Source organism: Aminobacter sp. DSM 101952 (genome assembly GCF_001424795.1).
Lineage (GTDB): Bacteria > Pseudomonadota > Alphaproteobacteria > Rhizobiales > Rhizobiaceae > Aminobacter > Aminobacter aganoensis.
Genome location: NZ_LMCL01000001.1, coordinates 48,647 through 72,028, shown reverse-complemented (window position 1 = coordinate 72,028; position 23,382 = coordinate 48,647). Strand labels below are relative to the sequence as shown.

23 protein-coding genes are annotated in these 23,382 nt (G+C 64.3%); 11 read left to right on the top strand and 12 right to left on the bottom strand.

Going from position 1 to position 23,382, the window contains the following annotated elements; translation table 11 throughout:
• Positions 1-3 precede the first annotated feature (3 nt).
• The 6 genes from ASC75_RS00375 to ASC75_RS00350 form a co-directional block, all read right to left on the bottom strand.
• Positions 4-951 (bottom strand): lipid A biosynthesis lauroyl acyltransferase, encoded by a 948-nt coding sequence (locus ASC75_RS00375; protein WP_055970582.1) that lies wholly within the window; start codon positions 949-951, stop codon positions 4-6.
• A gap of 64 nt (positions 952-1,015) precedes the next feature.
• Complete coding sequence (locus tag ASC75_RS00370) at positions 1,016-2,044, bottom strand: zinc-binding dehydrogenase (protein ID WP_055969065.1); 1,029 nt, start codon at positions 2,042-2,044, stop codon at positions 1,016-1,018.
• A 42-nt stretch (positions 2,045-2,086) separates the two neighbouring features.
• Entirely contained in the window at positions 2,087-3,358 is a 1,272-nt protein-coding gene (locus ASC75_RS00365; protein ID WP_055969062.1) for a beta-ketoacyl-ACP synthase, read from the bottom strand.
• An 18-nt stretch (positions 3,359-3,376) separates the two neighbouring features.
• A complete protein-coding gene (locus ASC75_RS00360; protein ID WP_055969058.1) occupies positions 3,377-4,564 on the bottom strand; it encodes a beta-ketoacyl-ACP synthase in 1,188 nt (395 codons plus the stop codon).
• Positions 4,565-4,581: 17 nt separating this feature from the next.
• Complete coding sequence (locus ASC75_RS00355; RefSeq protein WP_183260656.1) at positions 4,582-4,890, bottom strand: acyl carrier protein; 309 nt, start codon at positions 4,888-4,890, stop codon at positions 4,582-4,584.
• A 136-nt stretch (positions 4,891-5,026) separates the two neighbouring features.
• Positions 5,027-5,572, bottom strand: coding sequence for a histidine phosphatase family protein (locus tag ASC75_RS00350; RefSeq protein WP_055969055.1), 546 nt, complete (start codon positions 5,570-5,572; stop codon positions 5,027-5,029).
• 164 nt (positions 5,573-5,736) lie between these two features.
• Between ASC75_RS00350 and ASC75_RS00345 the strand changes: the two genes are divergently transcribed.
• The 4 genes from ASC75_RS00345 (at position 5,737) to ASC75_RS00330 (ending at position 10,196) form a co-directional block, all read left to right on the top strand.
• Complete coding sequence (locus ASC75_RS00345) at positions 5,737-6,687, top strand: AEC family transporter (RefSeq protein ID WP_055969053.1); 951 nt, start codon at positions 5,737-5,739, stop codon at positions 6,685-6,687.
• A 146-nt stretch (positions 6,688-6,833) separates the two neighbouring features.
• A complete protein-coding gene (locus ASC75_RS00340; protein WP_055969050.1) occupies positions 6,834-8,291 on the top strand; it encodes an NAD-dependent succinate-semialdehyde dehydrogenase in 1,458 nt (485 codons plus the stop codon).
• Positions 8,292-8,542: 251 nt separating this feature from the next.
• Positions 8,543-8,983 carry a FixH family protein gene (locus ASC75_RS00335; RefSeq protein WP_055969047.1) on the top strand — a complete coding sequence of 147 codons (441 nt, stop codon included), beginning with the start codon at positions 8,543-8,545 and terminating at the stop codon, positions 8,981-8,983.
• A 34-nt stretch (positions 8,984-9,017) separates the two neighbouring features.
• Positions 9,018-10,196 (top strand): cytochrome c peroxidase, encoded by a 1,179-nt coding sequence (locus tag ASC75_RS00330; protein WP_244487719.1) that lies wholly within the window; start codon positions 9,018-9,020, stop codon positions 10,194-10,196.
• Here ASC75_RS00330 and ASC75_RS00325 read toward each other — a convergent pair whose 3' ends face one another.
• Positions 10,197-10,649, bottom strand: coding sequence for an Lrp/AsnC ligand binding domain-containing protein (locus ASC75_RS00325; RefSeq protein WP_055969041.1), 453 nt, complete (start codon positions 10,647-10,649; stop codon positions 10,197-10,199).
• A gap of 168 nt (positions 10,650-10,817) precedes the next feature.
• Between ASC75_RS00325 and putA the strand changes: the two genes are divergently transcribed.
• On the top strand, positions 10,818-14,423 hold the full coding sequence (gene putA / locus ASC75_RS00320) for a bifunctional proline dehydrogenase/L-glutamate gamma-semialdehyde dehydrogenase PutA (protein WP_055969038.1): 3,606 nt from the start codon (positions 10,818-10,820) through the stop codon (positions 14,421-14,423).
• A 17-nt stretch (positions 14,424-14,440) separates the two neighbouring features.
• On the opposite strand, the gene ASC75_RS00315 is transcribed toward putA, so the two are convergent.
• From ASC75_RS00315 to ASC75_RS00295, 5 genes are read right to left on the bottom strand one after another with little or no spacing between them, the layout of a single operon-like run.
• Positions 14,441-14,812, bottom strand: coding sequence for a VOC family protein (locus tag ASC75_RS00315; protein WP_244487718.1), 372 nt, complete (start codon positions 14,810-14,812; stop codon positions 14,441-14,443).
• Positions 14,813-14,815: 3 nt separating this feature from the next.
• On the bottom strand, positions 14,816-15,130 hold the full coding sequence (locus tag ASC75_RS00310) for an antibiotic biosynthesis monooxygenase (RefSeq protein WP_055969032.1): 315 nt from the start codon (positions 15,128-15,130) through the stop codon (positions 14,816-14,818).
• 11 nt (positions 15,131-15,141) lie between these two features.
• Positions 15,142-15,381, bottom strand: a complete 240-nt coding sequence (locus tag ASC75_RS00305; protein ID WP_055969029.1) for a hypothetical protein — start codon at positions 15,379-15,381, stop codon at positions 15,142-15,144.
• A gap of 60 nt (positions 15,382-15,441) precedes the next feature.
• Positions 15,442-15,846, bottom strand: coding sequence for a hypothetical protein (locus tag ASC75_RS00300; RefSeq protein ID WP_244487717.1), 405 nt, complete (start codon positions 15,844-15,846; stop codon positions 15,442-15,444).
• Positions 15,847-15,892: 46 nt separating this feature from the next.
• On the bottom strand, positions 15,893-17,947 hold the full coding sequence (locus ASC75_RS00295) for a TonB-dependent receptor (RefSeq protein ID WP_200943429.1): 2,055 nt from the start codon (positions 17,945-17,947) through the stop codon (positions 15,893-15,895).
• Positions 17,948-18,151: 204 nt separating this feature from the next.
• Here ASC75_RS00295 and hemP point away from each other — a divergent pair, with 204 nt between their 5' ends.
• The 6 genes from hemP (at position 18,152) to ASC75_RS00265 (ending at position 23,367) form a co-directional block, all read left to right on the top strand.
• On the top strand, positions 18,152-18,376 hold the full coding sequence (gene hemP, locus ASC75_RS00290; RefSeq protein WP_055969023.1) for a hemin uptake protein HemP: 225 nt from the start codon (positions 18,152-18,154) through the stop codon (positions 18,374-18,376).
• A gap of 8 nt (positions 18,377-18,384) precedes the next feature.
• Positions 18,385-19,440: a hemin-degrading factor gene (locus tag ASC75_RS00285; RefSeq protein WP_055969020.1), complete on the top strand. Its 1,056-nt coding sequence runs from the start codon at positions 18,385-18,387 to the stop codon at positions 19,438-19,440.
• A gap of 5 nt (positions 19,441-19,445) precedes the next feature.
• Positions 19,446-20,351: an ABC transporter substrate-binding protein gene (locus ASC75_RS00280; RefSeq protein WP_055969017.1), complete on the top strand. Its 906-nt coding sequence runs from the start codon at positions 19,446-19,448 to the stop codon at positions 20,349-20,351.
• Positions 20,352-20,361: 10 nt separating this feature from the next.
• Positions 20,362-21,471: an iron ABC transporter permease gene (locus tag ASC75_RS00275; RefSeq protein ID WP_055969014.1), complete on the top strand. Its 1,110-nt coding sequence runs from the start codon at positions 20,362-20,364 to the stop codon at positions 21,469-21,471.
• Between the two features lie 35 nt (positions 21,472-21,506).
• A complete protein-coding gene (locus ASC75_RS00270) occupies positions 21,507-22,298 on the top strand; it encodes a heme ABC transporter ATP-binding protein (RefSeq protein ID WP_055969011.1) in 792 nt (263 codons plus the stop codon).
• 259 nt (positions 22,299-22,557) lie between these two features.
• A complete protein-coding gene (locus ASC75_RS00265) occupies positions 22,558-23,367 on the top strand; it encodes a VOC family protein (RefSeq protein ID WP_055970576.1) in 810 nt (269 codons plus the stop codon).
• Positions 23,368-23,382 lie beyond the last annotated feature (15 nt).

Here is a 23,382-nt window from a genome sequence, read left to right as displayed (position 1 = left end):
GGCTCAGGAGTCGGCAGTCGTCTTGCTGGTCTTGTTGACCTTCCGGCGCTTGCCTCCGTAAAGAGACCAGCGCTTGTGGAACCACATCCACTGCCCGGGGTCCTCGCGAATCCAGCGCTCGACGGTGTCGTTGAGCATCTGGGTCGTCGCCTGTACGTCGACAGCGCCGTCAGCCAGCCGCGGCAGCGTCAGCTTTTCCTCTACGGACAGCCGGTAGCGGTTGCCCGGAAGCCGGACGCAATGGGCGGGATAGACATCGCATTCATAGTGGCGCGCGAGCATGGCGAGCACCGGGTTGGTTTCGCATTCGCGACCAAAGAAGGTTGTCCGCAGGCCACGATTGAACTTCTGGTCGACGAGCACCCCGACGTTGCCGCCGCGATCGAGGATGCCGGCCAGCGCGAATGAGGCGCCGCGCTGCGAGGCAAGCAGGTCACCCATGTTCGAGGTGCGTGTCGAGAGGATGTACTCGGCGAGATACGGATTGTTCGGCGGCCTGAACAGCGCCGTGATCTTCATGCCGAAGGTCGCCGCAGCAACGGGCAAGAGCTCGAAATTGCCGAGATGTGCGGTGAAGACGATGTGCGGCTTCTGCTCGCCCGCGATCTCGGCGAAATGCTCGACGCCCGCCACCTCGATGCGGCCGGGCGTGGTCGCCTCCGGATCGAAATCGAAGATCTTTTCAAGAAAAATGTACTCGGCGCCGAGCCGGCCCATGTTGCCCCACATGTCGAGGGCGATGGCTTCGATCTCGGCTTCGCTCTTTTCAGGATAGGCATTGCGCAGGTTGGACAGCGCTACCCGATGGCGGCCGAACCAGGGGCCGACGGTGCGGGCCGCGCGGTCGGCGAAATTGAGCGCCTTGTCGACCGGAAACAGCCGCAGCAGCTTGAGCACCACAAGCGCGACCTGTGCCACCAGCCAGTAGTTCAGCATGCGCAGGCGCCCCATGATCCGAACAATCGTGGGGTTGGGTATCTTGCTGGCCTTCTTGCGGGGCAATTCCGGCAGATCCTCAGTCGATACGGAGGATGATCTTGCCGAACACGTCGCGACCTTCCATCCGCTTCAGTGCGGTGTCGATGGAGGTGAAGTCCACCTCGGTGTCGATGATCGGCTTGACCAGCCCGGCGGCCATCTTCTGCATGGCGTCGGCCATGTTTTCCATGCGGCAGCCGAAGGAGCCGAGGATCTTCAGCTGCTGCTGGAACAGCATCATCAGGTTCATGTCGGTGGAAACGCCTGACGTCGAACCGCAGGTGACGAGGCGGCCGCCACGCTTCAGGCTGAACATGGAGCCGGCCCAGGTGTCCTTGCCGACATGCTCGAAGACGACGTCGACGCCCTTCTTCCTGGTCAGCTTGCGCACCACGCCTTCAAAGCGGTCCTCGCGGTAGTTGATGACATGATCGGCGCCGAGAGCCTTGGCCTTCTCGATCTTGTCGTTCGAGCCGACTGTGGTGATGACGGTGCAGCCCATCTTCTTGGCGAGCTGGATCGCCGCCGAACCGATGCCCGAGCCGCCGGCATGGATCAGGATCGTCTCGCCCGGTTCGAGTTTGGCGTTGTCGAACAGCATGTGCTCGACGGTACCGAAGGTTACCGGAGCGACGGCAGCACCGATGGCGTCGACGCCGGGAGGGGCGGGGACGAGCAGGCGTGCCGGCAGGTTGATCTTTTCCTGGGCGAAGCCGTCGAGGTGGAAGCCGTGCACGCCCGAGACATGCTCGCAGAGGTTGTCGCGACCCTCGCGGCAGGGGCGGCAGAGGCCGCAGGTGCGGGCGCCGTAGATCGACACCAGCTGGCCGGGCGCGAGACCGGTGACACCGGGGCCGACCTCGTCAACCTCGCCCGAGGCTTCGGCGCCGATGACCAGCGGCATCTTGCGCTTGGCAAAGGCCATGCCGCGCCAGCCCCATACGTCGATGTGGTTGAGCGCGACGGCCTTGATGCGGAGCGTGACTTCGCCGAGGCCGGGTGGCGGCGGCGGAGCGATGTCCACCTGCTCGAGCCGGCGGTCCTCGACGAGCTGCAATGCGCGCATGATGTCGCTAAATCCTTGTCTCTGGAACGTTGAGACGGTCGCTTAGACCGGTTCCCGCGCCATGACAAGGCAGGTGTTCTGGCCGCCGAAGCCGAAGGAGTTGGAAAGCACGGTGCGAACTTCGGCTTTCCGCTTCACATTGGGCACGACGTCGAGCTCGATCGAAGGATCGGGATTGTCGTAGTTGATGGTTGGCGGAATGACGCCTTCGCGCATGGTCATCAGCGAGAAGGCCGCTTCGATGGCACCGGCTGCCGACAGCGTGTGGCCGATCATCGACTTGTTCGAAGACACCGGGATCTTGCGGATGCGCTCGCCGAACACTGTCGACAGCGACAGATGTTCCATCTTGTCGTTTTCGGGCGTCGAGGTGCCGTGGGCGTTGACGTAGTCGATCTCGTGTTCGCCGAGGCCTGCGTCGGCGAGGGCGGCCTTGACCGCGCCGATGGCGGGCGAGCCGTCCGGCTTGGAGCGGGTGCGGTGGAAGTCGTCAGACTTTTCGCCGCAGCCGCGCAGGATGCCGAGCACCTCGGCGCCGCGGGCGAGCGCGCTTTCGAGCGATTCGAGCACGAGCGCTGCCGAGCCTTCTGCCAGCACGAAGCCGTCGCGGTCCTTGGAGAAGGGCTTGGACGCCTTTTCAGGCACGTCATTGTTGGTCGAAAGCGCGGAAAGCAGCGAGAAGCGGATCAGCGCCTCGGCGGTTGCGGAGCCGTCGGCGCCGACCGACAGCGCGCGATCGCATTCGCCGCGGCGGATGGCTTCGACGCCAAGCTGGATTGCGGTCGCACCTGAAGCGCAGGCGGTCGAGAGCGTGATCGGCAGGCCGCGCGTGCCGAAAAGGTCGGCAAGGCGGTCGGCGATGGAGCCGAACTGCGCTGTTTCGAACATGTCGAGCGAATTCTGGCTGCGCGCCACCTTGAGCAGGCGCTCGTAGCCCGCACCTTCCTTGTCGCCGGCATAGAGCGCGAGGCGGTCAGCCCAGTCGAGCTCGACCGGGGGCGAGGCCAGGAACAGCGGGCCATCGAAATCCTGATTGTCCAGTCCGGCTTCGGCCACTGCTTCCTTTGCCGCCGTCTCCGCCAGTTCGTAGGTGAGGGCGCTGGAGCCTTTGGTGCTCGACGGCAGGAAGTCGATCATGCCCGAAATCTGGGTGTTGAGGAGATCGACGGGAAAGCGGGTGATGGGGTGGATGCCCGACTTGCCGGAAGTCAGCGCTGCCCAGTTTTCGGCCTTGCCGACGCCGAGCGAGGTGACGACGCCGATGCCGGTGACGGCGACGACGGGTCTGCCGAGATGATCCTTCAGATTGGCCATGTTTTGTCCTGACACCCTTCAGCGCGGCGCGGAAACGAGCGCCAGGCCTTCGAATTGGTGATAGCCGACCGCAGTTGCCAGCACGGATGCGGGCTTTCCGGCAAATGTTTTCTCGCCAGCCTCGAAGGCCGGATAACCGGCACCGCGGCTGACGGCGAGCGCTGCAAGCGCCACCGCGAACGGAAACTGCGCTTCCTTCATGTGCCCCGTGAGCGACGAAAGGGCGCGGGTTGCAATCGCCGGATTGGCCTCGAACGCCGCCTTCTCAGCGGCTGTGGCGGCATGCGCGCCCGAGGCGCCCGAGATCGCCAGCAACTCGCCCGAGGGGAGTTCCGCTTTGGAAAGCAACTCGGCGATGCCTGCTTCTAGCCCGCCATTGCGGCGCCTGGCGCGACCTGAAACGACCGGGCCGAGCTGGGCATAGATCTTCTGGCCGCGCGCTTCGGCATGTTCGCGCGATTCCAGCACGAGGAACGCGCCGCCCGAGCCGGTGACCACGCCGCCGCCTTCCGAGCCGCGCCTGTGCCATACCGGCTTCCACGGTCCCCGGTGCAGATAGCCGCCGAGTTCGTAGCCGAGCAGCATGTCTGGATGCTCGGTCTGGAAGGCGCCGCCGACAAGCACATGCGTCGACTGTCCCGAGCGGATGCGGGCCGCCGCGGTTTCGATGGCGGCGACGCCGGCGCCTTCTTCGCCCATGAAGGTGCGCGAAGAGCCGGTGACTTTGTGGACGATCGAGATGTTGCCGGCGAGAAGGTTGGAAAGCTGGGCCAGGAAAAGGGTAGGCCGGAGTTCCGTGGTCAGCTTCTCGTTGAGAAGCACATCGTGGTCGGCGCGGTTTTCCGATGCCGCCAGCACGCCGGCGTCGACCGCTTCGTCACGTTCGCCGCCACCGGCCGCCACAACCATGTCCATGGTCGCGCTGAGCTCGTCATTGCCCTTGATGCCGGCGTCGTCGAGCGCCATGCCCGCCGTATAGGTGCCGAGCCGCTGCCAGGTCTCCATCTGCCGCTGGTCGCCGCGCTTGGCGATCTGCTGGCCCCAGTCGATCTCGGGCAGGGGGTGCACGACATAGGGATGGAAGCGCTCGGCGTCGGTGACCGGTGCCACGCCGGGCGCGGTCATCTTGTCCCAGTGGGCGTCACCGCCCTCTCCGAGCGAGGAGACAAGGCCGATTCCCGATATGACGACGTCGCGGTTGACCATGGTTGGCTTCAGCGTGCTCAGGCGTTCTTGGCGGCGACGAGCGCGTCGATCTTGGCGCAGAGGTTCTTCATGACGAAGTATTCGTCGGTCGAAGCCTTGCCGTCGTTGACTTCCTGCGTCCACTTCTCGAGCGGCACCTTGATGCCGAATTCCTTGTCGATGGCAAAGACGATGTCGAGGAAGTCGAGGCTGTCGATGCCCAGGTCGTCGATGGTGTGGCTCTCGGGCGTGATGGTGTCGATGTCGATCTCGCTGGTTTCGGCAATGATCTTGGCGACTTTCTCGAATGTCGTGGACACGTTTTTTCCTTTGATGAGGGCGGTCATGAATCCGGGACAGATTCTGCGCGCATAGTTTTGAGGGGCTGTCTAATCGGTTTTTTCAGACAGGAAAAGGCCAAATCCTGCGCTTTGGTTGACGCTTCCGGCTTTGGACGCAAGGGAAGGCAGGGCAAGCGCTTTGCTAGAAGACGATGCGGCCGAGCACATGCAGCCTTTCTCCTTGCAGGCCGACAATCAGCGCTTCGCCCTCGCGCGCAGACGCTCCGGTCAGCGCCTGGATGTTCTCCAGGTGGGTCACAAGCACGAGATTGTCCGAGCCGGAATAGTTGCGGATGATGTCGAGGACAGCGGCGACATCGACCTCGGCGGTAGCCTCCGTGGGCTTGTCGAGGGTCGCCAATGGTTCGACCACCTGGTCGTCGAAGGCGAGTCGGGCGGTCTCCAGCGTCCGGCAGAATCGGCTGGCCAACACCTTTTCGACAGGGGCAGCGCGGGCGGCGAACAACGCGCCGATCTTGCGCGCCTGCTGGCGGCCGCGGTCGGACAGATTGAGCTGGGTCGCGCATTTCTCGATGTCGAAGTTCGGCGGCTCGACGGTGCCGGTGGTCATGGCGTTGCGCAGCAGCACGACATGGCCGCCGTTGCGCAGCAGTGCCCAGCCGGCTTCGGTGGCCTGGGCAGGCGGGGCGCCGAACAAAAGCATGACCGCAATGGCAACTCTAAGCATGAATGATCCCGAACAGGCGACGCGGATATAGGGATGCCAAAGCCGAATGAAAGGCAAGGTGACGACAAATGCCGGCAGAAGCCGATCTGCCGCAGGGAGCTTGATCGGAGCCGGCCAGGGGGCAATGCTTCTGCAAGCCGATTCCCGTTTACGCCAGTGTGCCGATGTCTCCGCTCGTCGAAACAGTACTCTTCGTCTTTGGCCTCGTGGCGCTGGGTTACATTTCAGGCGTCACCGGTTATCTGCGAATTGAAACCGGCGATGCGCTTTCGGAGTTCGCCATCGGCGTGGCGCTGCCGCTCCTGCTGTTCCGCACCATGGTCGGAGCGGACTTCCACGGCGCGGCGCCGTGGGCCCTGTGGGCGACCTACTTCATCGCCGTTGCGGTTGCCTGGACCGCCGGTCATCTCGTCACCACCCGTCTGTTCGGCCGCGACGGACAGGCAGGCGTGGTCGGCGGCGTCTCGTCGGCCTTTTCCAACCTGGTGTTGCTGGGCATTCCGTTCATGCTCGGCGTCTTCGGCCAGCAGGGCTTCGAGGTCCTTTCGCTGATCGTCTCGGTGCACTTGCCGACCATGATGATGGCTTCGATCATCCTTTTCGAGATGTTCGGGCCGCGGCGCGACGAGCCGATGCATCCGCTCGCCATCGTCCGCGATTTCCTGCGCAAGATATTCAGCAACCCGTTGATCATCGGCATCCTGGCCGGCCTTGCCTGGCGGGCGACCGGCTTTCCGCTGCCCTCGCTCGCGACCCGCTTCGTCGATGCGCTGGCCAACATCGCAGGCCCGGTCGCGCTGTTTGCGATGGGGCTCGGGCTCAGGAAGTTCGGCATTTCCGGCAACATCAAGCCGGCACTCGCGCTGTCGGTACTCAAGTTGATGCTGATGCCGGCTGTCGCGCTCGCCTTTGCCTGGCTGTTCGGGCTGCCACCATTGCCGGCCAAGGTGGCGGTGGCGGCGGCGAGCCTGCCTTCGGGCGTCAATTCCTACCTTATCGCGACGCAGTTCGGCACCGGCCAGGCGCTCGCCTCCAACCAGATGACGATCGCCACCGCCTGCGCGGTGGTGACGACCGCCTTCTGGCTGACGGTTGCAACGATGGTGTTCGGCTAAGGGCTGGACCAGCGTATCCATGCCACAATGTGGTTGATCGCCTGGCTTTTAGCGCGCTACTAATTTTGCACCAGCGCGCCGGGCATTGGCCGATCCTAAGGCGGACGCTTCCCGTGTCCAGCCGGCGCCATATCAGGAGGTGAGCCATGCTCCAGAAAGCCAGTCAGTTCATGCGGCAGGCCAATCTCATCAATGGCGAATGGGTACAGGCCGATTCCGGCAAGACCATCGATGTCATCAACCCGGCGACCGGGCTGAAGATCGGCACGGTGCCGAAATCCGGGGGCGCGGAAACGCGCCGCGCCATCGAGGCGGCCAACGAAGCCTTCAAGAGCTTCCGCAAGACCTCGGCGCTCGAACGCTCGAAGCTGCTGCGCAAGCTTCACGACGCTATCATGGACAACCAGGACTCGCTTGCCGAGCTGCTGACCATCGAGCAGGGCAAGTCGCTGACCGAATCCCGCGGCGAGATCGGCTCATCGGCAGCCTATGTGCTGTGGTTCGCCGAGGAGGCGCGCCGCACCTATGGCGACGTGGTGCCGTCGCCCTGGGCCGACCGCCGCATCCTCGTCACCAAGGAGCCGGTCGGTGTCATCGCAGCGATCACGCCGTGGAATTTCCCGTCATCGATGCTGTCGCGCAAGCTCGGACCGGCACTTGCCGCGGGCTGCACCGCCGTGGTCAAGCCCGCATCGCAGACGCCCTATTCGGGCCTCGCCTGGGGCGCGCTGTGCGAGGAAGTCGGCTTCCCCAAGGGGGTGGTCAATGTGCTGACCGGCTCGGCCGGCGAAATCGGCGACGAGATCTGCGCCAATCCGCTGGTCAAGAAGATCACCTTCACCGGCTCGACCGAGATCGGCAAGCTGCTGATCGAGAAGTCGGCTTCGACGGTCAAGAAGGTGTCGATGGAACTTGGCGGCAACGCGCCGTTCATCGTCTTCGACGACGCCGACATCGACCGCGCGGTCGAGGGCTCGATCACCGCCAAGTACCGCAATTCGGGCCAGACCTGCGTCTGCACTAACCGCTTCTTCGTGCAGGCCGGCATCTACGACGCGTTCGTCGAGAAGTTCGCGGCGGCGTCGAGCAAGCTCAAGGTCGGCTCGGGTCTCGACGAAGGCGTCCAGCAGGGCCCGTTGATCGACGGCAAGGCGGTCGAGAAGGTCGAGGAATTCATCTCCGACGCCACCGCCAAGGGCGGCAAGGTGGTTGCCGGCGGCAAGAGGCACGCGCTCGGCGGCTCGTTCTTCGAGCCGACGGTCATTGCCAATGCGACGACCGAGATGAAGTTCATGAAAGAAGAGATTTTCGGCCCCGTCGCGCCGGTCTTCCGCTTCGAGACCGAGGAGGAGGCCATCGAGCTTGCCAACAACACCGAGTTCGGCCTGGCGTCCTATTTCTACACCGGCAATCTCGGCCGCGCCTTCCGGGTGATGGAAGGGTTGAAATATGGCATGGTCGGCGTCAACGAGGGCCTGATCACCACGCCGGAGGCGCCGTTCGGCGGCGTCAAGGAGTCCGGGCTCGGCCGTGAGGGCGGGCATCAGGGAATCGAGGACTATCTCGACACCAAATATGTCTGCATCGGCGGGCTGGGATTGTAGGGCTCGAGCCATCGCTCTCTCGAGACGCGCGGCATGTCCGCGCGTTTTCTTTGCTTGAATTCTGAGAAACGGAATCCGAAAAGGCAGGCAGGCCGTTGTTCTGACTGCTTTTTCCTTGAGTTTTCCGGGGCTGCCGCGCTGTCGTTTCCTGAATGGCGTTCCGTTCGCCGCTGCGCCATGTTGCGGTCTGTGAATCGGCGGCGGGACGGATGGGCCGGCGACATTCGTTGACGGTATGATGTGGAGGGCAGATGGGTTCGACTGGGCGCATGGTGGTCGGGGCATTCGGCCTGGTGGCGCTGGCAATCGGGTTCCTGGCGGTCGTTTTCCTGACTGCGCCTGCGGCACCTGGACCCGATCTTGCACGCGCGAAAACCTCTCTCAAGGGGCTCTATTCCATCGCCATCGCGCCGGAATCCGGCGAGCCGAAGCAAGGCGACCTGCATTCGTGGGTCGTGACTGTGACGACGCGGCAGGGCGCTCCGGTCGACAATGCCAGCTTCACGATAGGCGGCGGCATGCCGGAGCATGCCCATGGCCTGCCGACCAGCCCGGAGGCGACATCCTATCTCGGCGATGGCCGCTACCGCATCGAGGGCATGAAGTTTTCGATGACCGGCTGGTGGCAGCTGAAGTTCGGCATCACGGCGCCAGCAGGGGCCGACGAAGCCACGTTCAACCTTGTGCTGTGAGGCAATGAACAGGACGTCGCTCCGCAGACTGGCAATGGCCGTATCGCTGACGGCATTGCTTGGTGGGTGCGGCCAGCCTGAATTCACCGACGTCGAGAAGCGTACGATCGCGTTGATGTCGCTGTCGGCGCTCGCACCCTTGCCGCCGGATCCGACCAACCGCTTCGCCGACGATCCGGGCGCTGCGGCGCTGGGCGCGACGCTGTTCTTCGATACCGGGATGAGCCGCGACGGCAACGTCGCCTGCGGCACTTGCCACAAGATCGACCGCCAGTTTCAGGACGACCTTCCGCGCGGTATCGGCGTGGCTGAGACCAACCGGCGCACGATGCCGCTGGCGGGCGTGGCGCGTGATCCGTTCTTCTTCTGGGACGGCCGGAGGGACAGCCTGTGGTCGCAGGCACTGGTGCCGCTGGAAAACCCGCTCGAGCATGCCGGTACACGCACTTCTTATGCGCACTACATCAAGCGCCGCTTTGGCGAACGCTATGAGCGAATCTTCCGGCCTTTGCCTGATCTCACGGGACTGCCGGCAAATGCCGGGCCATTCGGCGCGCCGTCCGAGCGGGCGGCCTGGGCGTCGATGACGGAGCAGCAGCGCGATGGGGTCGACCTTGTGTTCGCCGATATAGGCAAGGCGATGGCGGCTTTCGAGCGCTCGCTGGTTCATATGCCGACCCGCTTCGATCGGTTTGCCGATGCCCTTGCCAGGGGCACCGCACCGGCGGGCGATGCCGCGCTCTCCGAGGAAGAGGAAGCGGGCCTGCGGCTGTTCATCGGCAAGGCCAGTTGCTCGACGTGCCACACCGGTCCGCGCTTCACCGACAACCACTTCCACAACACGGGCGTGTCCCCGGTCGCCGGCCTGCCTGTCGATCGGGGGCGCATCGCGGTCGTGGACGAGGTGCGCGCGGATCCGTTCAACTGTCTTGGAAAATTTCGCGACGGCGACGAGGAGGCATGCGGCGAGCTGCGCTTCATGCAGAAAAGTTCGCCGGAACTGGTCCGCGCCTACAAGACGCCGTCGTTGCGCGGTGTCGCCGGCCGCGCGCCCTACATGCATGCCGGCCAGTTCGCCACGCTGGAGCAAGTAGTTGACCATTACGCCAAGGCCGCAGCGAGCATAGAGGGCGAGACGGAAATCCACCCGCTCCAGCTTTCCGACCGCGAGCGCGCCGCCTTGGTGGCGTTCCTCAAGACCCTGTCGGACTGATCAGCGGTCTTTGACCGTTTCCATCGCCACGAATGTCGAGGTCTGGGCGACATGGGGCAAGGCGGAGATGCGCTCGCCGAGCACGCGGCGATAGGCGGCGATGTCCTTGGTGCGCACTTTGAGCAGATAGTCGAAACTCGCCGCCATCATGTGGCACTGCTCGATCTCGCGCACGGCGTGCACCGCGCGGTTGAAATCGTCGAGCGCGGCCGAGCGGGTATCCGACAGCTTGACCTGGACGAAGGCGACGTGGCCTTCGCCCATGCGCTCGCTGTCGATGACCGCCTGGTAGCCCTTGATGTAGCCATCTTTTTCCAGCCGCTTGACCCTTGCCTGGACCGGGGTCTTGGAAAGTCCGACTTTTGTGGCAAGCTCAGCCATCGACAGGCGGCCATCGCGCGTCAGGGCGAACATGATGTTGCGGTCGATGCGGTCCAATTGGTCTTCAGTCATGAGAAATGCAGCGTTAATGAGGGATTTGAACGCCAGATCGTAGATAATTTGATCTGCAAAGTCGAATTTTTTGGACCGGCCATATCCGGGGTGTTGTGTTAGTTTTCGACAAAGGCTCGGCAGCGAGTTTCCCGCCGGGCACAGCCTCAACCGCTCGACAGGAACATCATGCCCGCGCTCGACGCCATCCGCCAGGAAATCCGCGCCAACTACCTCCCAGACGAAGCCAACGCGCTGAAAAGGCTTTCGGCAACCGCCAATCTTTCGGTCGAGGACCGCAAGGCGATTTCCGCCCGTGCCGCCGACCTCGTGCGCGCGGTGCGCGGATCGACCGATCCGCGGCTGATGGAGGTCTTCCTCTCCGCCTACGGCCTGTCGACCAAGGAGGGCGTGGCGTTGATGTGCCTGGCCGAAGCGCTGTTGCGCGTGCCCGACACCGAAACCATGGACGACCTGATCAAGGACAAGATCGCGCCGCACGACTGGTCGTCCCATTCGGGTGGTTCGAGTTCGATCTTCGTCAATGCCTCGACCTGGGCGCTGATGCTGACCGGCCGCGTGCTCGACGAGGGCGAGGGCTCGATCGAGCGCACGCTGCGTTCGATGGTGCGCCGCCTGGGCGAGCCGGTCATCCGCACCGCCGTCGCGGCAGCCATGCGCGAAATGGGCGAGCAGTTCGTGCTCGGCCGCACCATCACAGAGGCGGTCAAGCGCGGCCGCTCGATGATCCAGAAGGGTTATCTCTACTCGTTCGACATGCTGGGCGAGGCTGCCCGCACCGAAGCCGACGCGCTGCGCTACCACCGCGCCTATGCCGAAGCGATCTCGTCGCTCGACAACGGCACCAACGGTCCCGACATCCGCTACAACCACGGCATTTCGGTCAAGCTGTCGGCGCTGCATCCGCGCTACGAGGTCTCGCACCGGGACAAGATGCTGCCGGTGATGGCCGAGCGCCTGCTGTCGCTGTGCCTTGCCGCCAAGCACGCCCGCATGGGTCTCAACATCGACGCCGAGGAGGCCGACCGGCTTGACCTGTCGCTCGACGTGATCGAGCGCGTCCTGACCGATCCGCAACTCGAGGGCTGGAACGGGTTCGGCGTCGTCGTGCAGGCCTATGGCCCGCGCACGGCCTTCGCCATCGACTGGCTCTATGCACTCGCCAACAGGCTCGACCGCAACATCATGGTGCGCCTGGTCAAGGGCGCCTATTGGGACACCGAGATCAAGCGCGCCCAGACGCTGGGCCTGCCGGGCTATCCCGTGTTCACCCGCAAGGCCAACACCGACGTCTCCTACATGGCCTGCGCCCGCAAGCTCTTGTCGATGACGGACCGCATCTATCCGCAGTTCGCCACCCACAACGCACACACGGTCGCCGCCATCCTGTCGATGGCCACGGACCGCACGTCGTTCGAGTTCCAGCGCCTGCATGGCATGGGCGAGGCGCTGCACGAGACCGTGCGCAAGGCCGAGGGCACACGCTGCCGCATCTATGCGCCGGTCGGCGCGCATTCCGACCTGCTCGCCTATCTGGTCCGCCGCCTGCTCGAAAATGGTGCCAACTCGTCCTTCGTGCACCAGCTGACCGACGAGGACGTGGCGCCGGAAGACATCGCCCGTGACCCGCTCGACACTGTTGAGACGCAAGGGGCGGCATCCAATCCGTCGATCCCGGTCCCCGCCGCGATCTTCGGCGCCGGTCGCCAGAACGCCAAGGGCTGGGACATCACCGATACGGTGACCCTGGCCGCGCTCGACAAGGCCAAGGACAGCTTCAAGGGCGCCGACAGGTGGACGGCAAAGCCCGTCACGCGCGCTGCCGGCTATGGCGCGTCGCGCAAGGTGATCAACCCGGCCAGGCCGGACGACATCGTCGGCACGGTGACAGAGGCGGCGGCCAAGCAGGTGCCGACGGCCGTGCGCTTCGCCATCGAGGCGCAGCCCGCCTGGGCCAAAAAGCCGGTGGCCGAACGCGCCGCGATCCTGCGTCGCACCGCAGATCTCTATGAGGCCAACGCGGCCGAATTCTTTGCCCTTGCCACCCGCGAGGCCGGCAAGTCGCTGGCCGACGGCGTGGCTGAGGTGCGCGAGGCCGTCGACTTTCTGCGCTACTACGCTGCGGAGGCCGAGAAAGCCGAAACCGGCACCGAGGCGCGCGGCGCCATCGTCTGCATCTCGCCGTGGAATTTTCCGCTCGCCATCTTCACCGGCCAGATCGCCGCGGCGCTCGTGACGGGCAACAGCGTCATCGCCAAGCCGGCGGAACAGACGCCGCTGATTGCCGCGCGTGCGGTGGCGCTGATGCGCGAGGCCGGCGTGCCGGAAGACGTGATCCAGCTCCTGCCGGGCGACGGCCCCAATGTCGGGGCACCACTGACCGCCGACCCGCGCATTGCGGGTGTCTGCTTCACCGGCTCTACCGAAGTGGCCAAGCTGATCGAAAAGCAGCTCGCCGAGACGGCGGCACCCGATGCGATGCTGATCGCCGAGACCGGCGGCCTCAACGCGATGATCGTCGATTCCACCGCATTGCCCGAGCAGGCGATCCGCGACGTGCTGGCCTCGTCGTTCCAGAGTGCCGGCCAGCGCTGCTCTGCGCTGCGCGTGCTCTATGTCCAGACCGACGTCGAAAAGAAGATGGTCGAGATGCTGAAGGGCGCCATGGACGCGCTGACGATCGGCGATCCATGGCAGTTGTCGACCGACGTCGGCCCCGTCATCGACGAGGAGGCACAGACGTCGATCCGGGACTACTGTGCTGCGATGGAAGCCAAGGGCAAGCTCATCGCCAAGCTCGATGCGCCTGCCGACGGCCGCTTCGTCGCGCCGCACGTCTTCCGCGTGAAGGGCATCGAGGAAATGGAGCGCGAGGTCTTCGGCCCGGTGCTGCATGTCGCGACCTTCGAGGCCGATGAACTCGACGGCGTCATTTCCGCGATCAACCGCAAGGGATACGGCCTGACCTTCGGCCTGCACACACGGATCGAGGGCCGCGTCCAGCACATGGTCGACCGCATCCATGCCGGCAACATCTACGTCAACCGCAACCAGATCGGCGCCGTCGTCGGCTCGCAGCCCTTCGGCGGCGAAGGTCTGTCCGGCACCGGCCCCAAGGCCGGCGGACCGCACTATCTCAGGCGTTTTCGCAAGGCGCCGGAAGCCGCAACGGTCTTGCCGGAAGGCCATAAGGTCACGGCAACCGAACTGGTCGACAACCTCGTCGATGCTGGCGAATGGGCGACGAGGCCCGATCGCATCGCCATCCTGCGCAAGCACCTGCGCGGCAAGGGTGCGGCTGCGATCGCCGCAGCCGCCAGCATCGACTTCGGCCAGGTCGACCTGCCCGGGCCGACGGGCGAGGCCAATACACTGTCGCTCAATCCGCGCGGCCGCGTGCTTTGCCTCGGGCCGGACGCTGACACGCTTCTGGCCCAGGCGATCCAGGCGCTAGCCGCCGGCAATGCGGTTCTGGCGGTTGCTCCCGGCGCGCCGGCGGCGGTCCAGCCGCTGCTTGGCAAGGGCTTGCCGATCGCGGCCATCGACGGCCGCCCCGACCCGGTCGAGGCCCGCGCGCTGGCTGTCGATGTCGTCGCCTATTCGGGAACGGAAGAGAGCATGCGCATCGTCCGCAAGGTGATCGCGGAGCGCAGGGGGCCGATCGTGCCGCTGGTGAGCGAGGTGATCTATCCCGCCGCTTATGCCCATGAACGGGCCGTTTGCGTCGACACCACCGCTGCCGGTGGCAACGCCAGTCTGCTGGCGTCAGCCTGAAACGAAATGGGGCAGGTCTAGGCCTGCCCCTCGATTTCTTCGGGCGCGCATCCGAACCGCAACAGGTTGCCGTGCGGATCGTGGATGTAGAATTCCTTCATGTTCCACGGCCGCACGGTGAACGGGCTCAGCCGCTCGACAGCGCGCGCCGAGAATTCCGCGTGAAGGGCTGGGACCTCACCGCCCCTGATGTAGCACGAGGTCACCTCGGGCAGCTTGCGGTCGTCGCTCTTCCAGAAATGGATCTCGATCTCGCCGCGCCGGACGATCAGGTAATCGTCCATCTCAGGCCCGATGACTTCGAAACCAAGCCGGTCGCGATAAAAATCGCGGCTCTCGCCGATGTCGGGCGAGGGCATGACGGGGATACTGCGGGCAAAGTCCGTCACCGCTCAGGCGCCTTCGACGACCGCAAAACCTTCGAATTGCGGGTGGCCGACATAGGACGCCTTTCCAGAGCCGGCGTTCTTGTGGGCGGCACGGAAGTTTTCCGACTTGGTCCAGGCGACGAAATCGTCCTGGCTCGCCCAGACGGTGTGCGAGGCGTAAAGCGTATAGCCTTCGGCCTCATTGACCGGGCCGCGCAGGAGGTGGAATTCGCGAAAACCCTTCATCTCGCTGAGCGAGGAATCACGGTTCTTCCAGACGTCCTCGAAGGCCGTCTCGGAGCCTTTCTGGACCTTGAAGCGGTTCATTGCGATGTACATGATATTTCCTTTCAACGGGTCTTTCGTTGCTGAACGCTGCGTAGCGACACGACATTGGCGGTGGAGCGCTCTCCGCCGGGGGCCGGGTTCGGGCCGGACTGAACCCTGGACTGATCGCGATAGCTTGCCAGTTCCGTGACGTTGGCGCTTGCCCTTATGCACGCTAAGCGCTCGAAAAGTTCGCGCATTTCCGGCAAGAGACCGTCGCCCTGGCGTTTCACCATCTGATCGAATTTGTTCAGTCCGAGCATGCGCTTGTGCCTTTCGATGCGTCGTGCGCGAGATGACGGGAGTTTAGGCAAGGTAGTTCCTCAGATCCCAAACGCGATGCCGGACTTGGATTCGGTGCGCAGGGACTTGAGGCAGGCCGCGCCTGCGATGCCGGGACCGGTACAATCGGTGGCCTGGTTGATCAGCACGCGGCTGACCTTGGTGCAGTCGGTGCCAGACAGGTCGAACCGCGTGACCTTGGTCTTGCCGGACGGCAATTCCTTGAAGTCGAGCACTGTCAGGCGGTCGACCACGCCGGCGTCGTTGAACAGCGCGATCTCGAATGCCGCCTTGGACAACTCGGCGCCGAGATTGTTGGTCACCACGAAGGTGAAGCGACAACCCTTTTCGGAGGGTTGCGCCGCGTTGAGCTCGAGCACCAGGGCAGGGGCCGGCGGGGCGCTTTGGGCGCCCGCCGAGCCCGCTGCCGCGAGCAGAACAACCATAGCCGCGATCAGAGGACGGCCGTTCCTTGCTCGTCTGGTCATCGCGTCACCAATCCAGCTGCTTGGCGAGCGTGAGCTTGAAGGTGCGGCCCTTGCCGGCCGTGCCCGAGAGGAACTCGCGGTACTGTTCGTTGAAGATGTTGTCGACGCGGAAGTTGGTCTCGAAGCCCTTCAGCACGCCGTCCTGCGGCTTCCAGGTCAGGAAGACGTCATGGGTTGAGAAAGAAGGTACTGGCAGGCGCATGTTAGGCAAGTCGCTGACGCGGTCCTGTCCGGCCACGAACCTGCTGGTCCAACCGAATGAAAGATCGCGATCGGGCATGCGACCGCCGACGGTGAAGGCAAATTCGTGCGGCGCCACGGTGTTCAGTGCCGTGTCGTTCAGCAGGTCCTCGCCGATCACATAGGAGTAGGCGGCATTGCCGAACACATAGTCCGAATCGTAGCCCAGTTCGACTTCGGCGCCGTAGATGCGGGCCTGTCCAATGTTGGTGAAGCGCGGATTGGCAAGACGACCGTTGTCGGTGATCAGGTCGGTGATGTCGTTGTAGAAGCCGGTGGTCTTCAGTTGCAGGGAATCGCCCTGCTGGGCCAGGTCGTAGAGCGAGACGGCGACACCGGCTTCATAGTTGTTCGACAGTTCCTTCTTCAGATCGGGTCTGCCGATCTGCGCCGAATCGAACACCTCGTCGATGGTCGGCACGCGTTCCGTGTGGGCGATCGAGCCGAATACCGCGAAGGTGTCATTGAGCTTGTAGTGCGCTGCGATCTTGGGTGAGAAGGCCGTATGATCCTTGCTTGCAGCAGCTGCGATGTCGGTCGGCTCGAGCCTCTGCCAGTCAAGGCGCGCACCGGCGATCAGGGTCAGTCTCTCGTCCCAGATGAACTCGTTCTGGACGAAGGCGCCGGTGGCGGTGCGCTCGCCCTGCGGGTGCGTACCCGACAGCGACTTCAACGTCGTCCGTTCTTGGTAGTTGCTCTGTGAGCCGACAGTCAGGTGATTGACGAAGTTGGCGCCTTCATAGTCGAAGGTGTTCTGGATGTTGAACTGGTAGGTCTTGTAGCCGAACGTGCGATTGAGCGAGGCCAGGGTCGCGTCCGACTGGTCGTTGACCGTGTCGGAGAAGGACGCCTGCACCTTGAGGTCGAGCCAGGGATTGTCCGAGGCCGGGTTCTCGTAGGAAATGATCGCCGTCTTGTCGGTGACCTTGCGGTCGACGGTGCCGAATCCGGGCGGAACGTCGATGCCGGTCTGGTTGTAGTACTGGTCGTTCTCGTCGGTCTGCCAGTGCATGTAGGACGCGCGCAGCGCCTGCTCGTTGTTGTCGCCGAAGCGGTAGGTTCCCTTGAGCAGGCCTGACGGCGCGCCGATCTCCGAACCGGGGACTTCGGTGCCGTCGCCCGAGGTATACGAATTGGCATAGCGGTAGTTGCCCGCGGCCAGGACCTCGAAATTGTCGTTCAGCCGGGTCGCCAGGATGGCCGAGCCCAGCGCACCTTCGGAATTCGAATCGAATGCGGTCTTGAGCCGCAAGGCGCCCTTCTGGCCATCGGCCAGGAAGTCGGATGCGTCCTTGGTGGTGAAATTGATCACGCCACCCAGCGCGCCGGAGCCATAAAGCGTCGAGGACGCCGGCCCGCGCAGCACTTCGACGCGCTTGTAGAGTTCGGTGTCGGTAAACAGGCCGCCCATGCGGTACTGCTCGTAGAATTTGGTCGCGCCATCGACGTTGACGATGATGCGGCCTTCTTCGCCACCGCTTTCGGGGCCACCGATGCCGCGGATGTTGAAGGTCTGGCCAAGCGTGCGGTCCGATCCGGACACATTGACGCCAGGGATGGTCTTGACCAGTTCGCCGATGGTTTCGGCCTGCTTCTGGTCGATGTCGTCCTGGTCGATGACGGAAACCGACTGGGGCGTGTCGATTGCCACTTTTTCGGCGCCCGCGCCGAAGATCAGCCGCTGCAATATCGTTACGCGACCTTTCTTGTCCTGTTCATTCGTTTGCGCTTCCTGCGCATTGGCGGCGTGCATTCCCACCAGCAACGCCATCGCCGCTCCGCCCAAAAGAGCAGCCTTGTTCCGAGCAACCAGCCCCATGTCCCAACTCCAAAAATGTCCCTGCTGGCTCGCGTCGCGCTCGCTTGCATTTTTCGCCTGCCCGACGCGTCTTAAAACTTGACTAAGTCACTCCGGTATTGCACTGACTAGTAAACATGAATGTGCGAGTCAACTAATAGATTTGCACATCGTGGCCTCGACGGGCTGGTCCGGCGCGGCGAACGGACAAAGGAGTGCAATGAGATGAATTCGCACAATCCGAACCATTTCCGTTCCGGGCAATTTCGCCACGGATACCGCCGGCCGGAAGGCCAGGTTGCGGCGCGTCCCATCGCCGGTTCGCTGGCGGTCAGGACGCTGACCAGCGATTCGCTGTTTCTCGGCGATTTCGAGATCGGCATCGACCATGGCGGTTCGCTCTACCGCCTGAAGATTACCCGACAGGGCAAACTCATTCTCAACAAGTAGGTGTTTCAATGGACCAGCGCGTAAGGCCCAACCCAAGCGAAATCAGGCGGGCGCGAACCGACAACCCGAAGATGCGCGAGCGCGACCTCGCCAGCCAGCTCGGCGTTTCCGAAGCCGAGCTGGTGGCCGCGCATTGCGGCGAGGGTGTCGTTCGCATCGAACCGCGCGTCGACGATTTTCTCGCCAACATCGAGGCCCTCGGCGAGGTCATGGCACTGACCCGCAACGAAAGTGCCGTGCACGAGAAAATCGGCGTCTACGACAAGGTCGTGCAGGGCAAGCAGGCTGCCATGGTGCTGGGCGAAAACATCGACCTGCGCATCTTCCCGAACGCGTGGGCCCATGGCTTCGCCGTCGAGAAGCGTGACGGCGACGACATCCGCCGCAGCCTTCAGTTCTTCGACGCGGCCGGAACCGCCGTCCACAAGGTGCATCTGCGTCCGGCTTCCAATCTCGACGCCTACCGGAAGCTGGTAGAGGTGCTGCGCGCCGACAATCAGGATCCGGCAATCGCCATCGTTCCCGCGGTCGCCGAAAAGCCGGTCAATGAAGTCACGGCGAACGTCGACGAATTGCGGCAGCGCTGGAGCACGATGACCGACGTGCACCAGTTCTTCGGCATCCTGCGCTCACTCAAGCTCGGCCGCCAGCAGGCCATGCGCATGGTCGGCCGCGACTATGCCTGGATGCTCGACCGGGAGGCACTGCCGACCATGTTCGACAAGGCCGTGGAAAGCGGGCAGCCGATCATGTGCTTCGTCGGCAACCATGGCTGCATCCAGATCCACTCCGGGCCGGTGAAGAACATCAAGCCGATGGGACCGTGGATCAACGTGCTCGACGAGACGTTCCACCTGCATCTCAGGCTCGATCACGTCCAGGAACTCTGGGCGGTGCGCAAGCCCAACACCGACGGCCACGTCACCTCGATCGAGGCCTATGACGCCAATGGCGACATGATCATCCAGTTCTTCGGCAAGCGGAAGGAAGGCCAGGGCGAGCACGAGGAATGGCGCAGCCTGGTCGAACAGCTGCCTGGCGCTCCGCAGCAGGACGCGGCGTAAGGAGAATGACGATGTCGATCACCCATTCGCTGGCGCGTGCGGCAGCGCTCTCCATCTCGGTCCTGCTTGCGACGAGTGTCGCAGGCATGACCGCCGAAGGGGCAGACGTGCTGCCGGATCGCTCGAGGGTCGCAGCCGTCGGCGGCTCGATCACCGAGATCGTCTATGCGCTCGGCGAGCAGGGGGCGCTGGTCGCCCGCGACTCGACCAGCGTCTATCCCGAAGCGGCGTTGAAGCTTCCCGATGTCGGCTACATGCGCCAGCTGTCGCCGGAAGGTGTCCTGTCGGTCAATCCATCGGGCATCCTGGCGCTTGAAGGGAGTGGACCCAAGGAGGCGCTCGACGTCCTGAAGAAGGCGAGCGTTCCCTTCATTTCCGTTCCCGAAGGCTTTACGCACCAAGGTATCATCGACAAAATCCGCGTCGTCGGCAAAGCGCTGGGCGCCGATGCCAAGGCTGATACGCTGGCCGCCGATGTCGACAAGCAGCTGAGCGACGCCGAAGCGCTGACCAAGGCCATTCCGCAGGACGAGCGCAAGCGCGTGCTGTTCATCCTGAGCCTGCAGGGCGGCAAGATCCTCGCATCGGGCAACAGCACCGCGGCCGACGGCATCATCGCCATGGCCGGCGGGGTCAACGCAGTCGAAGGCTTCTCCGGCTACAAGCAATTGACCGACGAAGCGGCGATCACCGCAAGGCCCGACATCATCCTGATGATGGACCGCGAAGGCGAACTGGCCATCGATAATGCCGACCTCTATGCCCATCCGGCGATTGCATCGACGCCAGCCGGCCAGAACAAGCAGGTCATCCGCATGGACGGCGCCTACCTGCTCGGCTTCGGCCCGCGCACTGCCGGGGCCGTGAAGGACCTGGCCGTTGCGTTCTATGGCGACGCGGTCAAGAAGTAAGGTCGACATTGTGGTGGATGAAACGATCGCCGGCGTGGCCGGCGTGAACCAGGGCGGCCGCTACATCAGTGGCGACCGCTCGGGCCGGGCGTTGCTTGTCATTGGCGCTTTGGCCGTGGCCCTGGTGGTCACGGCGCTGGTCAGCCTGACCTGGGGCGCTTCGGATGCTTCGGCTCTGGGGCTCGTCGGCAACTGGCTGTTCGGCGCCGTGCCCGGGCAGGAGGCCCTGTCGGTGCGCGACAGCATCATCGTCTACGACATTCGCCTGCCACGGGTAATCCTGGGAATACTGGTGGGGGCTGCGCTCGCAGTTTCGGGGGCGGTGATGCAGGGCCTGTTCCGCAACCCGCTCGCCGATCCCGGCCTGGTCGGCGTGTCAGCCGGTGCTGGCCTCGGCGCAGTGTCGGTGATCGTGCTGGGCTCGACGTTCCTCGCGCCGTTCACGGCGCTGCTGGGCAGCTATGCGCTGCCGCTCGCCGCCTTTGCCGGCGGCCTGGTCACGACGATCATCCTCTACAATGTGGCGACGCGGCAAGGGCGCACGTCGATCGCCACCATGCTGCTGGCCGGTATCGCGCTGGGGGCCATGGCAATCGCGCTGACCGGCATCCTCGTCTACATGGCCGACGACAGGCAGTTGCGCGACCTGACCTTCTGGCAGCTGGGCTCGCTTGCCGGAGCGACATGGATGAAGATCGCCGCCGCAGGGCCGATCATCGCTCTCGCGCTTGCAGCCACGCCGTTCATGGCCAAGGGGCTCAATGCCCTGGCGCTGGGCGAGGCGACGGCAAGCCATCTCGGTGTCCCTGTGCAACGTCTGAAATACGTCGCGATCGTCGCCGTCTCGGCGGCCATCGGCGCATCCGTGGCCGTCAGCGGCGGCATCGGTTTCATCGGCATCGTCGTGCCGCACTTGCTGCGCCTGGCGATCGGGCCGGACAACCGTTACCTGCTGCCGGCTTCAGCACTTCTGGGCGCCTGCCTGCTGCTGCTCGCGGATGCCGTCAGCCGCACCATCGTTGCCCCGGCGGAACTGCCGATCGGCATCGTCACGGCGGCAGTCGGCGGCCCGTTCTTCTTGTGGATTCTGCTGCGCAAGCGCGGCGTCGTCGATCTTTAACGGCGTCGCCGCCAGGTATTGTTGAGGGTAAAAAGATGATCGAAGCGCGCCAGGTTTCAGTGTCCATCGGCAGCAAGCGCATCGTCAGCGATGTCGATTTCACCGTCCGCCCGGGTGAACTGGCGGCGATCGTCGGACCCAATGGGTCCGGCAAGACGACCTTCCTCAAAGCGCTGACCGGCGAACTCGCCTATGCTGGCAGCGTCTCGCTCAATGGCTGCAACGCTGCATCGCTCAAGCCGTGGGAGGCGGCCGGCATCCGCGCGGTGCTGCCGCAGTCGACCGCACTTTCCTTCCCGTTCACCGTCCGCGAGATCGTCAAGCTTGGCGTGACGGGTGGCAGGTCGGGCGTGTTGCGCGGCGAGGATGACCGGCTGCCGGAGCGCGCACTGGCGCGTGTCGACCTTGAAGGGTTTGCCGGCCGCTATTACCAGGAACTTTCCGGCGGCGAGCAGCAGCGCGTGCAACTCGCTCGCGTGCTGTGCCAGGTTTGGGCGCCGGTGCTCGACGGGCAGGCGCGCTATCTGTTCCTCGACGAGCCGGTATCCAGCCTCGACATCAAGCACCAGCTGATCATCATGAACATCGCCCGCGATTTTGCCCGCCGTGGCGGCGGCGTGGTCGCCATCCTGCACGATCTCAATCTGACGGCGATGTTCGCCGACCAGATCTGCGTCATGCACCGTGGCCGGCTGGCCGCGACAGGGTCTCCTCGAGAGGTGCTGAGCGACGATCTGATCGAGCGGGTTTTCGGCTGCCGCTTGCGCGTGGGGGCCGTGCCTGCAGCCAACGTGCCGTTCGTTCTGCCGCAGTCTGCCGCCGCCTGAGACCGTCGATGCCGGTTGGGCAATCGGCGGCCGCGCGCAGCCATCTAACTATTCCTCAGATGTTGATGTCGAAACGGTGAACGCCGTGTTCGGTCTTTACTGTCTTGTGTGAACACTGGTTCCGGCCGATCTATCCAAAACCGAAACAGCCGTGTTGGCCGGAGAGTGGATTTTGGAACTGACACGTCGCAAACTGGTGGGCAGCGCTGCACTCCTCGCATTGGGAGCAGGCACAGCCGTTGGCCGCACGGAGCCCAAGATGAGCAATATTCCCTTCGCCGCGACGACCCCGATCAGCGTTTCCCGCGTCGGCCTGAAGGCGCGCGACGCCGAGGCGTTGGCCAATTTCTATCGCGACGTCGTCGGTTTGCAGGAACTCGGCCGCGACGGCGAGACGATCACGCTGGGTGCCGGAACCAGGGCCTTGCTCGACATCGAAGCCGACAAGGCGGCGCAGCCGGACGACCCGCGCAGCGCGGGCCTTTTCCACACCGCGTTCCTGCTGCCGACCCGCGCCGACCTGGGGCGCTGGATCAAGCATGCCATCGACAAGCGCATCCCGGTCGACGGCGCGTCCGACCATCTGGTCAGCGAGGCGCTGTATCTGACCGATCCCGAGGGCAACGGCATCGAGATCTATTCCGACCGGCCGCATGAGCGCTGGAAGTGGAGCGGCTCGCATGTCGACATGGCCACCGAGCAACTGGACATCGCCTCGATCGTGGCCGATGCCGGCGAGGTCGCTTGGCGGGGCGCGCCCGAGAACAGCATCGTTGGCCACGTCCACCTGCGCGTCGGCGATCCCGCCACGGCAGCGGAGTGGTGGAGCAAGGAGTTCGGCTTCGACACCGTGGCAAAATACGGCAGCAGCGCCGTATTCCTGTCGTCCGGCGGCTATCACCACCATATCGGGGCCAATTCCTGGCAGAGCCCACGCGCCGGCAAGCGCGACCAGTCCCGTACCGGGCTTGCCTGGGTCGAGATGCGCTCGGCGGATGCCAAGGCGGATACCAGCCGCGAGGATCCATGGGGTACCGTCATACGCACCGTTCCCGGGCTGCCAGGCTGATCCGACGATCAGGCT

Coding starts and splice junctions, on each gene's coding strand:
- ASC75_RS00280 (WP_055969017.1), top strand. CDS start 19,446: ATGACGATGTCGATCACCCATTCGCTGGCGCGTGCGGCAGCGCTCTCC.
- ASC75_RS00305 (WP_055969029.1), bottom strand. CDS start 15,381: ATGCTCGGACTGAACAAATTCGATCAGATGGTGAAACGCCAGGGCGAC.
- ASC75_RS00340 (WP_055969050.1), top strand. CDS start 6,834: ATGCTCCAGAAAGCCAGTCAGTTCATGCGGCAGGCCAATCTCATCAAT.
- ASC75_RS00345 (WP_055969053.1), top strand. CDS start 5,737: ATGTCTCCGCTCGTCGAAACAGTACTCTTCGTCTTTGGCCTCGTGGCG.
- ASC75_RS00325 (WP_055969041.1), bottom strand. CDS start 10,649: ATGACTGAAGACCAATTGGACCGCATCGACCGCAACATCATGTTCGCC.
- ASC75_RS00330 (WP_244487719.1), top strand. CDS start 9,018: ATGGCCGTATCGCTGACGGCATTGCTTGGTGGGTGCGGCCAGCCTGAA.
- ASC75_RS00355 (WP_183260656.1), bottom strand. CDS start 4,890: ATGACCGCCCTCATCAAAGGAAAAAACGTGTCCACGACATTCGAGAAA.
- ASC75_RS00370 (WP_055969065.1), bottom strand. CDS start 2,044: ATGCGCGCATTGCAGCTCGTCGAGGACCGCCGGCTCGAGCAGGTGGAC.
- ASC75_RS00300 (WP_244487717.1), bottom strand. CDS start 15,846: ATGGTTGTTCTGCTCGCGGCAGCGGGCTCGGCGGGCGCCCAAAGCGCC.
- ASC75_RS00365 (WP_055969062.1), bottom strand. CDS start 3,358: ATGGCCAATCTGAAGGATCATCTCGGCAGACCCGTCGTCGCCGTCACC.
- ASC75_RS00270 (WP_055969011.1), top strand. CDS start 21,507: ATGATCGAAGCGCGCCAGGTTTCAGTGTCCATCGGCAGCAAGCGCATC.
- ASC75_RS00375 (WP_055970582.1), bottom strand. CDS start 951: ATGGGGCGCCTGCGCATGCTGAACTACTGGCTGGTGGCACAGGTCGCG.
- ASC75_RS00335 (WP_055969047.1), top strand. CDS start 8,543: ATGGGTTCGACTGGGCGCATGGTGGTCGGGGCATTCGGCCTGGTGGCG.
- ASC75_RS00350 (WP_055969055.1), bottom strand. CDS start 5,572: ATGCTTAGAGTTGCCATTGCGGTCATGCTTTTGTTCGGCGCCCCGCCT.
- ASC75_RS00310 (WP_055969032.1), bottom strand. CDS start 15,130: ATGTACATCGCAATGAACCGCTTCAAGGTCCAGAAAGGCTCCGAGACG.
- putA (WP_055969038.1), top strand. CDS start 10,818: ATGCCCGCGCTCGACGCCATCCGCCAGGAAATCCGCGCCAACTACCTC.
- ASC75_RS00295 (WP_200943429.1), bottom strand. CDS start 17,947: ATGGGGCTGGTTGCTCGGAACAAGGCTGCTCTTTTGGGCGGAGCGGCG.
- hemP (WP_055969023.1), top strand. CDS start 18,152: ATGAATTCGCACAATCCGAACCATTTCCGTTCCGGGCAATTTCGCCAC.
- ASC75_RS00360 (WP_055969058.1), bottom strand. CDS start 4,564: ATGGTCAACCGCGACGTCGTCATATCGGGAATCGGCCTTGTCTCCTCG.
- ASC75_RS00285 (WP_055969020.1), top strand. CDS start 18,385: ATGGACCAGCGCGTAAGGCCCAACCCAAGCGAAATCAGGCGGGCGCGA.
- ASC75_RS00265 (WP_055970576.1), top strand. CDS start 22,558: ATGAGCAATATTCCCTTCGCCGCGACGACCCCGATCAGCGTTTCCCGC.